This window comes from Ramlibacter sp. (assembly GCF_036676645.1).
Classification (GTDB): Bacteria; Pseudomonadota; Gammaproteobacteria; order Burkholderiales; family Burkholderiaceae_C; genus Ramlibacter.
Window position 1 is genome coordinate 259764 of sequence record NZ_JAKFCM010000104.1, and the last position, 11787, is coordinate 271550.

Sequence of the window (11787 nt, forward strand, 5' to 3'; positions counted from 1 at the left end):
GCAATCGGGGGTGACCCCCAGCGGTTGATTTCAGGAGTTCAGGACGGCCGGTTGCGCCGGAGCGTCGCAGCCGCCGGCAACCGGCGACTCGTCCACGTGCGGACGCAGCGCGCCCGGAATGCGCTGCTGCGCCAGCCCGCCGCTCTCCAGCCAGCGCCGCGTGCCCTGCGCGGCGCGTTCGATCAGCTCGTGCGCGCGCGAGAAGTCGTAGGGCGATACCGCCAGGGGGCAAAGAGGCGGCACCGTCGCCACCTCGATTTCGCCGGCCAGCTGCTCCAGGTCGCGTACCAGCTGCCGGGCGACCAGCAGGTTCAGCGCATGGAAGGCGCTCGCGAGTGCTCCCGTGGGTGGCGTGCTCAGCGCACAGGCGAATCCGGTGGGCAGGACCACCAGGCGCGTGCATCCCAGCGCCGGCGCCGCCATCACCGGCGTGTTGCTGGCGACGGCACCGTCGATCAGGTATCGGCCGCCGATGCGCACCGGCGGAAACGCGCCCGGGATGGCACAGCTCGCGAGAACGGCGTCGGCGGCGGGACCGGACGAGAGCAGCACCGAGGCTCCCGTGAGCAGGTCGGTTGCGGCGACGTGCATCGGGATCGCCGTGTCCTCCAGCAGCGGACTCGGGAGGTGGCGTGCGATGAGGCCGCGCAGGCCGCTCGGGTCGACCAGCGACGCCGCGCCCCTGAACAGGCCGAGCAGCTGCCGCGGCGACAGGGGGAACACGTCGCTGCGCCGCAGCCCGCACCAGACCGCCTCCAGGCGCGCCACGCCGGCGGGTGTGGGATCGCAGCAGAAATGAATGCCGTTCAGCGCGCCGACCGAAGCCCCGATGACCAGGTCCGGCACCACGCCGTGCGCCACGAGCTCGCGCAGCATGCCGACCTGGATGGCTCCGAAGCTGCCGCCTCCGGCCAGCACGAAGGCGGTCTTCTCGCGGGTGCTGCCGCTCATGGCTCGCCTCTTTCAGTAGCCGTGGAACTCCTCGCTGCGGATGTCGTCGCCGTCGACGCCCGCGCGCTCCAGCGTGTCCCGCAGGGCGCCCACCATGGCCGGCGGACCGGCCACGTAATAGAGGGGGTCGGGCAGCTGCGCGGTGACCCGCTTCAGGAGCGCTTCGTCGATCCTGCCGGTCTCACCCATCCACGGCAGGCGGGAGTCCTGCATCCGCGTCATGGTGGCGACCAGCCGGAAATGCCGGTTCTCGCCTTCCAGCCGCTGCAACTCGGACAGGAACGCGCTGTCCTCGGGCCGCCGGTTGGAATACAGCAGCACCAGCCGCTGCTGACGGCCGCCGGCCGTGGCGTGCCGCAGCATGCTCACGAAGGGCGTGATCCCGATGCCGCCCGCAATGAACACGGCCGCCCGGGCCAGCTTGTTGTGCAGGGTCAGTGAGCCGAACGGACCTTCGATCCCGGCGGCGGCCCCGATGGGCAACCGCGCCAGTGCCTGCTTGAAGGCGCTGTCCCGCATGCGCGTGGCCACCACCAGTTCGCCCTCGTGGGGCGCGCTGACGATCGAGAAGGCATGGCGCGCACTGTCCGTGCTGGCAACGGCCGGATCCGGCAGGACCAGGTCGATCGCCTGGCCCGGCCTGAAACCGAAGCCGGCAGGCCTGTCGAAATGGAAGGCCATCGTGCCGGGGGCAAGCTCCTGGCGGCGCTGCAGGCGGACTGTCATCGAGGTCATGGTCGGCTCCTGGCCCTGGGAGTGCCGGGGAAGCGGGCCGTCCCGGCGAGCGGCTCCCTGAGCGTTGGACGGTTGCGAGCCCGGGAAGGTGACAAGCCCCTGTGCCGCCCAGGGGTTGGCGCCAGCCGGCCGGTGGGCGACGCGCCCGGCCCGCCGCAGGGGGATGCGGGTCGTCCGGCACTGGGCCGCAGGCATGTGGTTCGGATGCCACGTCCGAGTCGGGCGAGAATTGAGGTTCCGCAATTGAAAGCTCCAGCCCTGATGCCCAGCAGGTAGCTCACCCGCAAGAGTCTGGGAGACTGGAGCGGCCACGCTTCAGAATGGACAATCCACCAGGCCGGACGAAGGCGCCTGACGCGCACGCCTGAGCACGATTCACATGGCAGATTCCTTTTCATACGAACAATTGATCGCGTCCGGCGAGGGCCGGCTCTTCTCGCCCGACAGTGGCCGCCTGCCGCTGCCACCGATGCTGATGTTCGATCGCATCACGCACATCGACAGCGACGGCGGCGCGCACGGACTGGGGCAGATTCGCGCCGAGCTCGACGTGCGGCCGGACCTGTGGTTCTTTGCCTGCCATTTCCAGGGCGACCCGGTGATGCCGGGCTGCCTCGGGCTGGATGCGATGTGGCAGTTGATCGGCTTCTATCTCACCTGGCTGCGCCTGCCCGGCCGCGGGCGCGCGCTGGGGGCAGGCGAGGTCAAATTCACTGGCGAAGTGGGGCCGGACGCCCGGCTGGTCAGCTACGAGATCGACATCAAGCGCGTCATCAGGCGCAAGCTCGTCATGGCCATCGGCGATGCCCGCCTGCGGGTCGACGGCCAGGAGATCTACGTGGCGAACGACCTGCGCGTGGGCCTGTTCAAGAAGGACGACGCCCCCGTGGCTGCCCCGGCGGCAGCAGGAGAGACTCGATGAGACGCGTGGTGATCACGGGCACGGGCATTGTCTCGTGCATCGGCAACGACGAGGCGGCGGTGACCGCATCGCTGCGAGACAGCCGGTCGGGCATCCGTGCCATGCCCCAGTTTGCCGAAATGGGCCTGCGCAGCCAGGTGGCAGGGGTGCCGCAGATCGACCTGGAAGCGCTCATCGACCGCAAGCAGCTGCGCTTCATGGGTGACGCCGCGGCGTATGCGCATGTGTCGCTGCAAAACGCCATTGCGCAATCGGGCCTTGCGCCCGCGCAGGTGTCGCACCCGCGCACCGGCCTCATCATGGGTTCGGGCGGCGGCTCGCCGGCCAACCAGATCGAATCGGCCGACATCCTGCGCAGCAAGGGCATTCGCCGCGTCGGGCCCTACCAGGTGACGCGCTGCATGAGCTCCACGGTGTCGGCCTGCCTCTCGACCAACTTCGCCATCAAGGGCATCAACTACTCCATCACCTCGGCCTGCAGCACGTCGGCGCACTGCATCGGTGCGGCCGCGCAGCAGATCGCGTGGGGCATGCAGGACGTGATGTTCGCCGGCGGCGGCGAGGAAGTCAGCTGGGGCATGGGCATGCTGTTCGATGCCATGGGCGCGATGTCGAGCGCCTACAACGCGACGCCGGAGAAGGCCTCGCGCGCCTACGACGCCAACCGCGACGGCTTCGTGCTCTCGGGCGGCGGCGGCGCCGTCGTCCTGGAGAGCCTGGAGCACGCGCAGGCGCGCGGCGCCACCATCCTGGGCGAGGTCGTCGGCTTCGGCGCGACATCCGACGGTGCGGACATGGTCGCGCCCTCGGGCGACGGCGCGATGGCCTGCATGCGCCAGGCGATCGCCGGCCTGGACCAGCCGATCGACTACATCAACACCCACGGCACTTCGACGCCGGTAGGCGACATTCCGGAACTGCGCGCCATCCAGGCCGTGTTCGGTGATGCGATTCCGCGGTTCTCGTCCACCAAATCGCTCACCGGCCACTCGCTGGGGGCCACCGGCGTGCAGGAAGCGATCTATTGCCTGCTCATGCTGCGGCAGGGCTTCATCGCCGGCTCGGCCAACATCGAAACGCTGGACCCGGCCGCCGAAGGCATGCCGCTGGTGCGCACCACGGTGGACGCGCCGATCCGCACGGCTCTGTCCAACAGCTTCGGTTTCGGCGGCACCAACGCCAGCCTGGTGCTGCGCCGCTGGGACGGCATCTGAGGCGCGGGGTGCGGTGCGCTGGCGCGCGCCGCACGGGGGCGCCTTCAGGCGCGGACCGGCGCCGACAGCTGACCCGGCTTTTTTCGCCGTTCCGCTCCTCGCTTCACTGCCCATCTCCCGTACTGACTCCTGCGATCCGCGCAGGGCGGCATCGGGAACGGCGGCAGGCTTACTTGGGCAGGATCACGTTGTCGATCACGTGGATCACGCCGTTGTCGGCCACGATGTCCGCCGCCACGACGTTGGCATCGTCGACCTTGACCCCGCCGGACGTGCTCAGGGTCAGTTCGCTGCCCTGCACCGTGCGGACGCGGCCATCCTTGACGTCGGCGGCCATGACCTTCCCGGGCACCACGTGGTAGGTCAGCACCGCGGTGAGCCTGTCCTTGTCGGCCAGCAGCGCGTCGAGCTGGTCCTTGGGCACCTTGGCGAAAGCGGCGTCGGTAGGTGCGAACACGGTGAACGGGCCCTGGCCCTTGAGCGTGTCGACCAGGCCGGCCTTCTGCAACGCCGTCGCCAGCGTCTGGAAGTCGCCGGCGGAGACGGCGGTGTCGACGATGTCCTTGGCCTGTGCGCTGGCGGCAGCGAAGGCGAAGGCGGTGATGAGCATGGCTCGCTTCATGATGACTCCTTTCGAGGGTCGGTGGGTGGGGAAATGAAGTCGGGAGATCTCACGGCCGCGGCAGGATCACGCGGTCGAGCGCATGGATCACGCCGTTGCTGGCCAGCACGTCGGTCTCCACGATGTTGGCGACGCGGCCTCGCTGGTCGGTGATGGCCAGGCCGCCATCGACGGTGAAGGTCTGCCCCTGCACCGTGGTGATCGGCGCACCCAAGGGCACCTGCGCACGCAGCACCTGGCCGGGCACCACGTGGTAGGTCAGCACCTGCGTGAGCAGGGCCTTGTCGGCCAGGAGCTGCTCCCGGGTGACGCCCAGTTCGTCGAGCAAGGCGGCAAACGCGTCGTCGGTCGGTGCGAACACCGTGAAGGGGCCGTCGCCCGACAGCGTGCTCGCGAGGTCGGCGGCGACGACGGCGCCGGCCAGTGTCGAGAAGCGGGCATCCGCCTGGGCCTTCTCGACCACGTTGCGGACTTCGCCGTCGCCGCTGCCGCCGCCGCCACAGCCAGCCAGCAAGGCGAGGGTGCCGATGGCGGCGAGCCGCCGGAATCCGGTCAACATGATGCGCTCCTTTCGTCCGTGTTTGTCCAGGACAAGTAGAATGGTGTGCAGAATACGGGTGCGGACGATCTTCGTCAAGTTTGTCCTGGACAAAGATGAAAGAAATGGTGTCTCAACTGAGCATCGCCGCCGTCGAGCGCGAGGTCGGCATCTCCAAGGACGTGCTGCGCGTGTGGGAGCGCCGCTACGGTTTTCCCTCGCCCACGCGTGATGCGCACGGGGAGCGGCTGTACCCGGCCGAGCAGGTCCGGCAGTTGCGCCTGGTCAAGCGGCTGATGGACCAGGGCCTTCGCCCCGGCCGCCTGCTGACGGGTTCGCTTGGGCAGCTGGAAGCGCTGGCGGCTCAGGCCAGCCCGCCGCAGCCGGCGCCGGCGGAGTCGCCCGACGGTCGAGTGGTGGATGACCTCGGCGCACTGCTGGCTTGCCTGCGGGTCCATGACGCGGAGGGCCTGCAGCGGGCCTTGCAGCAGCGGATTGCCGAAGCCGGGTTGGCATCATTTGTCCTGGACACAATTGCACCCTTGGCGGCCCGCGTCGGCGACGAATGGGCCCGGGGCGCGATGGAGGTCTACGAGGAGCACCTGTTCACCGAGGTGGCCAGCCGCCTGCTGCGGCAAGCGCTTGCGACCGTGCCACGGGGCCGTGGGCCGGTCGTGCTGCTCACCACCGTGCCCGAGGAGGCACACGGGCTGGGGCTCCTGATGCTCGAGTGCCTGCTGACCCTGCACGGTGGGCGCTGCATCAACCTGGGCACCCAGGTGCCCGTTCTGGACATCGTGCGGGCGGCGCAGGCCTACCGCGCCGAGGTGGTGGCGCTGTCCTTCGCTTCCAGTTTCAGCGCCCGCCGCATTCCTGAACTGATCGAGCAGTTGCGGTCGTCCCTCCCGGACGCAGTTCAGCTGTGGGTCGGCGGGGCGGGGGTTCGCCGCCTCGCGCCGCCCGAAGGCGTGCAGGTGCCGGGATCGCTCGAGGAGTCCGTCATGGCCCTGGGCGCCTGGGTGGACCAATGACGCCCGTCATGCTGCGCGTCAGGGATCGGCACAGACCCGGGCCGCGGAAAGCAGGGGCGTGCGGGAGTCGGGTACGCTGTGGTCTCCACCTCCGGCCCACGAGGACATCGCCATGAGCATCCCTGTCGATCTGGACAAACTGGCGCAAGCCATGGCGCGTTACCGGTTTGCCTACGTGCTGACATCGAGCGAACGTGGCGCACCGCACGCGGTTGCAGTGAACGCCGCGCTGCAAGGTGGCGAACTGGTCGTGGACGAAGCGGGGCGCCGCACGCGGGACAATGTCTTGCGGCAGCCCGAGGTGGCCCTGGTGTGGCCGCCGCACCTGGAGTCGGATTACTCCCTGATCGTCGATGGGCGGGCCGTCGTGGCCGACAGCGGCTTGCGCGTCGTGCCTACGCGCGCAGTGCTGCACCGGCCCACGCCCGCCAGCCCACCTGCCGCGCCGGGCGCCTGCGGTTCCGATTGCGTGGAAATCACCTGACGGCCCGCGGGCGAGGAGGCCGGACGGCCGAAGTGGATCAGGGCCGTCGCGTGGTGCAACCGGCCCGGGTCACGAGGTCCACGGACGAGACGGCGGTTTCCGGTCGACGGCTGCCCTCACGCCATTCGTGCCGTCCTCTTGGCCGTCAGTTTCTGGTCGAACTTGTCGCGATTCACGACGAAGCGCTCGTGGCGCCCCCGTGCGATGACGTCCAAGCCGTCGTGGGCTTCCACCGCGAACGTGAGCTTCCTGCCGTCCACCGCCAGCAGCTCGACGGTGGCCGTCACTTCGAGCCCGGGCGGCGTGGCGGCCTCGTGGCTCACATCGATGTGCGTGCCCAACGTCAGCTCCTGCGGCCCATCCAGGTGCGGCTTGATGGCCAGTATGCAGGCCCACTCGAGGAAGCCCACCAGGAACCCTGTTGCAAAGACTTCGGGCATGGCCGCGAAATCGTCGGACTCCGGGTACAAGGCCGGCACCGTCTTCGATACCGGTACCCTGAAGACATGCTGGTGGCGGATGCCGGGGCGAAGCGTGGGTTTCATGCGGGACCTCCTGCGGCCGATGGTAGCGAAGTCGGCTTGAGCCATGACCGGAACCGCCCGGGTGCAGGCCCGCTCGCCGCGCGCGGGACTGGTGCCTGGTGCTGCATCGCCAAGTTTCTTTTCCAGGGCTCTTCCACAAGGCAACGTGCACAATGGTCCATCGGCACGCTATGCGCCGGAGGAAAGGCCCGACGTGCACGACGACGCCCAGCACCAGTCCCTGGATCCCGAAATTGCTGCGGCCCAGCGCAACTGGGAGCGCCTGGCAGACGTGCTGCGCGCTCGCGAACGGTTGCTGGTGTCCGAGGTGGGCAAACACACGCGCGATGGCACGCCCTTTCCGCACCAGGTGTTCAGCGACGTGAAAGCCGCGCGTGCCGAGTGCAATGCTGCCTTTGTCCACCTGATGGACCTGATCGAATGCCGGACGTCAGGCGTCTGGTAGGTCGCTCCGGTCCTTCGAAGCAGTCGAGCCCACTCGCATCGCTTTGCCGGGCCGACGCCCAGCCGTGGCTCGACTGATGAGCCGGGCAGGCCGCCAGCGCGCCGCGGACTCAGGACATTTCGACCCGGTTTCCGGTACGACTCTCCCGTGCGCCGAGGCGGTGCTGCGCGCAACCTCCTGGCGACACACCCGGTGTGCCTGGCGACCGGTGCAGTTGCCGGGACAAGCGCCAGCAGCAGGCCCTGCCAGGGGCCGCCTTGTCCCAGCACCACATCTGTGTTCTTGACTTCGCCATGGAGGATGCGTTCTCGTTCGGCGGATACGCGGAGACGATGCTGGCCGGCAGCACGGCGCTCGTGGCCATCCCGGAGGAGCTGGCTACGAAGGACCCAGCGCTGCCGGGATCGCGACGTTCAACGCGCTGAATCGCAGGGCTTGGCGCGCCGGGCGCACCGGGCGAGCCATGCCTTGCCGTAGCCGATTGCAGTTACACTTGCGCTTACCTATAAGTCAGTCAATAGCCGCGCGTCGGCGCGGAGCACACGATGGTTTCCACACTCCTGAGGCCTTCCCCTGCCGGCAGCACGGAGGGCCACCGGGTCGAGCCAGGCATGCGCCAGCGCATCAAGTCGCTGGCCGCGATGCTGCTGATCAAGCATGGCTACCGGGGGGTGAGCTTCGGCCACATCGCCGAGGGGCTGTCGACGACGCGTGCCAACATCCACTACCACTTCGGCAACAAGAATGCCCTGGTCGAAGAGGTCACGGACGAGTACGTGACCGCGACGCTCGACGGCTTCCGGGCGATCTGGACGAACCCGGACACCTCGCTGGCCGACAAGGTGGACGGCACGATCGCTTTCAATCGCCGCCGCTACGACCTCTTCAACGTCGACGGCGACTACGGCCTGTCGTGGAGCCTGATCGCCCGGATGCGCGCCGACAGCGATGCGCTGAGCCCCCGGGCCAACGCCTCGGTGCGCCGTTTCGCCGCCGAGTTGAACGGCGCGGTGACGATCGGCATCGCCAACGCGGTGGGGCGCGGCGAACTGTCCGCATCCACGCCGGTGGAAGACCTCGTCCTGCAGCTGGTCGGCTTCATCAACAGCGCCGGCCCGATCACGCAGGACGCGGCCAGTTTCGGCAATCTCGAGCGGATCTATCGCGCCTTCCTGCGGACCGCGCTCGCCGCCTACGGGCAGGGCGAGTACCGCGCCGCAGCGACGGCGCCGGGCCGGTCCGGACGGGACATGCCCACGCCGAGAACCGCCGGAAGGCCGAAGTCCGCTTCCCGTCCCGGCTGAGGACCGTCCCGCCGCTTCACGGTCGCGCCCGGCCGGCCCCTTCGCCGCCTTCGCATCCGATCCACTGCGGGTAAACACCGATCCCTCGCCCTGATCACTCTCATACACTGACTTACGCATAAGTCAGTTTTTCCGCGGAGAGGCAGGTCAATGGCGCCCTTTTATGTCCAGGTCAGCGATGCCGTCGAGCTCGAACGGGACGTCACCGAGCACGCGGTGATGGCCTTCGCCGACCTCAGCGGGGACCATTCGCCCAACCATGTCGACGAGGAGGTGATGTCGACGTCGGCGTACCAGGGTCGCATCGCCCATGGCGCGCTGGTCGTGGCCTACATGTCGGCCTGCTCAACCGCGCTGGTCGAAGGCATTCCGCAGGTGCGTGCGACCGAGACCCCGGTGTCGCTGGGCTACGACCGCATCCGCTTCCTCGAGCCCGTCTTCATCGGGGACCGCCTGAAGCTGCGCTACGTCGTCCGCGAAGTCGATGCCGAACGACGGCGCGCGCGTTCGGAGATCCGGGTGACCAACCAGAGGGACGCACTGGTGTGCGTGGGCGAGCACCTCCTGAAATGGGTGGCGGCATGAAGTCCGGCGAAACCAGCAAGGTGATGTCCGCCGAGGCGGCGGCGGCGCTCGTGCCCGACGGTGCCACGGTCCTGGTCGACGGCTCCGGCGGCGGCGTCAACGAGCCCGGCCTGGTGCTGGCCGCCCTCGAAGCCCGCTTTTCCCGCGAGCAGCACCCCGCCGGGCTGACCGTGGTCCACCCCAGCGGGGTCGGCGATGGACAGGGCGGCGGCATCGACCGCTTCGCGCACTCCGGCATGGTCAGCAAGGCCATCGGCGGGCACTGGAACTGGGCGCCGCGCATGCAGCGCATGGCGCTGGCCGGGGAGATCGAGGCGTACTGCCTGCCGCAAGGCGTGTTGTCGCACCTGTTCCGGGCCATTGCCGGCCACGCGCCCGGCGTGATCACGCACATCGGGCTGGGAACCTTCGTCGACCCGCGCCTCGACGGCGGACGCTTGAATGCCAGGTCCAGGGATGAAATGGTCAGGCTGATGCCGATCGACGGGCGCGAGTACCTTTTCTATCCGGCGTTCAGGATCGACGTGGCCATCGTGCGCGGCACCACCGCCGACGAGATGGGGAACGTCACGATGGAGGGCGAAGGCCTCTATGCGGAGACGCTCTCCGCCGCGCAGGCCGCCAGGAACAGCGGCGGCATCGTCATTGCGCAGGTCAGGCAGGTGGTGAGGTCCGGCAGCCTCGACCCGCGCGTCGTCAAGGTGCCGGGGGTGCTGGTCGATGCCGTGGTGGCCTACCCCGAGCAGCGCCTGTCGGTGGCCACCGCCGAGGACGCCAGCCTGACGGGCGCCCAGCGCGTGTCGGAGACGGACATGGCGCCCTTGCCCCTGAGCGAGCGCAAGGTGATCGCGCGCCGCGCCGCCGCCGAGCTGCGCCGCGGCGACATCGTCAACCTGGGCTACGGCATGCCCGACGGTGCAGCCGCCGTGCTGGCCGAGGAGCACCTGAGCGACCAGGTCACCTTCACCGTGGAGCAGGGCCACATCGGCGGCGTCCCCGCGACCGGCAGCGACTTCGGCATGGCGCGCAACCAGATGGCAATGGTCGACGCCGGCTACCAGTTCGACTGGTACAACGGCGGCGGCCTCGACGTGGCGATCCTGTCGTTCGCCGAAGTCGACCCGCGCGGCAACGTGAACGTCAGCAAGTTCGGTGGGCGCATCGCCGGCATCGGCGGCTTCGTCAACATCTCGCAGGGCGCCCGGCGTGTCGTGTTCGTCGGCACGCTGCGCGCCGGCCGCCAGCAACTGCAGTTCACCGCGGACGGCATCCGGATCGAACAGGAAGGCAAGTCGGCCAAGTTCGTCCCGCAGCTGGAGCAGATCTCCTTCAGCGGCGACTATGCCAGGCTGTGGGGTGTCCCCGTGACCTACGTCACCGAGCGGGCCGTTTTCCAGCTCGAAGACGGCGGCCTGGTGCTCACCGAGCTGGCTCCCGGGCTCGACCTGGAGCGCGACGTGCTGCGGCAGATGGGCTTCCGCCCGCGCGTGTCCGACCGGCTCAAGACCATGGATGCGCGCATCTTCGCAGCGGCCCGCATGGGGTTGCAGCTCGCGCAACAACCCCCGAAACCGGCGGCACAGCGGACATGAACAGTTCCACCGACAAGCGGAAAGTCGCCATCGTCACCGGCGCGCGGCGCGGCATCGGGCGCGCCATTGCCGGCTGCCTGGCGGACGCCGGCTTCGACCTGGTGCTGAACGATCTGGAGCGCGACGCCGCATTCGAAGAGACGAGCCGGAGCCTGCACGAGCGCGGCGCCACGGCCGTCGCCGTCATCGGCGACATCGCCGAACCGTCGACCCACCGGGCGATCTGCGACGCGGCCACCCGCGAGCTGGGCCGCATCGACTGCCTCGTCAACAACGCCGGCATCCAGGTCAGCCGCCGCGAGGACCTCATGCGCGTGACGCCGGAGAGCTTCGATCGCCTCATGCACGTGAACCTGCGCGGCACCTTCTTCCTGACCCAGGCGGTGGCCGCCCGGATGATCGAGGACGCCGACCATCGCGAAGGGCGCTGCATCGTGACGATCTCCTCGGCCAACGCCGCGATGGCGTCGGTGGAAAAAGCCGAGTACTGCATCGCCAAGACCGGCCTCTCGATGATGAACAAGCTGTTCGCCCTGCGGCTCGCGCGCCATGGGATCGCCTGCCACGAGATCCAGCCCGGCCTCATCGACACCGACATGATCGCCCCGGCCCACGCGGCCTACAGCGAGCGCATCCGGGAGGGGCTGACACCGATCCAGCGGTGGGGCGCTCCCGCCGACATCGGCCGCACCGTCGCGGCGCTGGCGCAAGGCGCGCTGCCGTTCACCACCGGCCACGCCTTCCAGGTCGACGGCGGCCTGCAGCTCGCGCGGCTGTAGCGGGCGCCGTCACCTGAACCTGTTCACGCAAGAGAAAGTT

At 69.1% G+C, this 11787-nt stretch carries 15 protein-coding genes; 10 read left to right on the plus strand and 5 right to left on the minus strand.

The window, feature by feature from the left end; genetic code table 11:
• Nucleotides 1-30: 30 nt before the first annotated feature.
• Both V6M57_RS16505 and V6M57_RS16510 read right to left on the minus strand, forming a co-directional pair.
• On the minus strand, nucleotides 31-951 hold the full coding sequence (locus V6M57_RS16505) for a patatin-like phospholipase family protein (RefSeq protein WP_332816089.1): 921 nt from the start codon (nucleotides 949-951) through the stop codon (nucleotides 31-33).
• 12 nt (nucleotides 952-963) lie between these two features.
• A complete protein-coding gene (locus V6M57_RS16510) occupies nucleotides 964-1686 on the minus strand; it encodes a ferredoxin--NADP reductase (RefSeq protein WP_332816090.1) in 723 nt (240 codons plus the stop codon).
• A gap of 379 nt (nucleotides 1687-2065) precedes the next feature.
• Here V6M57_RS16510 and fabA point away from each other — a divergent pair, with 379 nt between their 5' ends.
• Nucleotides 2066-2608 carry a 3-hydroxyacyl-[acyl-carrier-protein] dehydratase FabA gene (gene fabA / locus V6M57_RS16515; protein WP_332816091.1) on the plus strand — a complete coding sequence of 181 codons (543 nt, stop codon included), beginning with the start codon at nucleotides 2066-2068 and terminating at the stop codon, nucleotides 2606-2608.
• Nucleotides 2605-3822 carry a beta-ketoacyl-ACP synthase I gene (gene fabB / locus V6M57_RS16520; protein WP_332816092.1) on the plus strand — a complete coding sequence of 406 codons (1218 nt, stop codon included), beginning with the start codon at nucleotides 2605-2607 and terminating at the stop codon, nucleotides 3820-3822. Before fabA ends, fabB begins: the two co-directional genes overlap by 4 nt.
• A 169-nt stretch (nucleotides 3823-3991) precedes the next feature.
• Here the strand turns inward: fabB and V6M57_RS16525 are convergent, their stop codons facing one another.
• Nucleotides 3992-4444, minus strand: coding sequence for a fasciclin domain-containing protein (locus V6M57_RS16525; RefSeq protein WP_332816093.1), 453 nt, complete (start codon nucleotides 4442-4444; stop codon nucleotides 3992-3994).
• Nucleotides 4445-4493: 49 nt separating this feature from the next.
• Nucleotides 4494-5003 (minus strand): fasciclin domain-containing protein, encoded by a 510-nt coding sequence (locus tag V6M57_RS16530; RefSeq protein ID WP_332816094.1) that lies wholly within the window; start codon nucleotides 5001-5003, stop codon nucleotides 4494-4496.
• A gap of 104 nt (nucleotides 5004-5107) precedes the next feature.
• Here V6M57_RS16530 and V6M57_RS16535 point away from each other — a divergent pair, with 104 nt between their 5' ends.
• Both V6M57_RS16535 and V6M57_RS16540 read left to right on the plus strand, forming a co-directional pair.
• Complete coding sequence (locus tag V6M57_RS16535; protein WP_332816095.1) at nucleotides 5108-6013, plus strand: MerR family transcriptional regulator; 906 nt, start codon at nucleotides 5108-5110, stop codon at nucleotides 6011-6013.
• 112 nt (nucleotides 6014-6125) lie between these two features.
• On the plus strand, nucleotides 6126-6497 hold the full coding sequence (locus tag V6M57_RS16540) for a hypothetical protein (protein ID WP_332816096.1): 372 nt from the start codon (nucleotides 6126-6128) through the stop codon (nucleotides 6495-6497).
• A gap of 116 nt (nucleotides 6498-6613) precedes the next feature.
• On the opposite strand, the gene V6M57_RS16545 is transcribed toward V6M57_RS16540, so the two are convergent.
• Complete coding sequence (locus V6M57_RS16545; protein WP_332816097.1) at nucleotides 6614-7042, minus strand: thioesterase family protein; 429 nt, start codon at nucleotides 7040-7042, stop codon at nucleotides 6614-6616.
• Nucleotides 7043-7085: 43 nt separating this feature from the next.
• Here V6M57_RS16545 and V6M57_RS16550 point away from each other — a divergent pair, with 43 nt between their 5' ends.
• The 6 genes from V6M57_RS16550 (at nucleotide 7086) to V6M57_RS16575 (ending at nucleotide 11747) form a co-directional block, all read left to right on the plus strand.
• Nucleotides 7086-7487 carry a hypothetical protein gene (locus V6M57_RS16550; protein WP_332816098.1) on the plus strand — a complete coding sequence of 134 codons (402 nt, stop codon included), beginning with the start codon at nucleotides 7086-7088 and terminating at the stop codon, nucleotides 7485-7487.
• 257 nt (nucleotides 7488-7744) lie between these two features.
• Complete coding sequence (locus V6M57_RS16555) at nucleotides 7745-7912, plus strand: hypothetical protein (protein WP_332816099.1); 168 nt, start codon at nucleotides 7745-7747, stop codon at nucleotides 7910-7912.
• A 186-nt stretch (nucleotides 7913-8098) separates the two neighbouring features.
• A complete protein-coding gene (locus V6M57_RS16560) occupies nucleotides 8099-8791 on the plus strand; it encodes a TetR/AcrR family transcriptional regulator (RefSeq protein ID WP_332816100.1) in 693 nt (230 codons plus the stop codon).
• Between the two features lie 150 nt (nucleotides 8792-8941).
• Entirely contained in the window at nucleotides 8942-9376 is a 435-nt protein-coding gene (locus V6M57_RS16565; RefSeq protein WP_332816101.1) for a MaoC family dehydratase, read from the plus strand.
• Complete coding sequence (locus V6M57_RS16570) at nucleotides 9373-10968, plus strand: acyl CoA:acetate/3-ketoacid CoA transferase (protein WP_332816102.1); 1596 nt, start codon at nucleotides 9373-9375, stop codon at nucleotides 10966-10968. The genes V6M57_RS16565 and V6M57_RS16570 overlap by 4 nt, the downstream gene beginning before the upstream one ends.
• The gene (locus tag V6M57_RS16575) at nucleotides 10965-11747 is read left to right on the plus strand and encodes a 3-ketoacyl-ACP reductase (RefSeq protein ID WP_332816103.1); all 783 of its coding nucleotides are present in this window, start codon (nucleotides 10965-10967) and stop codon (nucleotides 11745-11747) included. The genes V6M57_RS16570 and V6M57_RS16575 overlap by 4 nt, the downstream gene beginning before the upstream one ends.
• The last annotated feature ends 40 nt before the right edge of the window (nucleotides 11748-11787 follow it).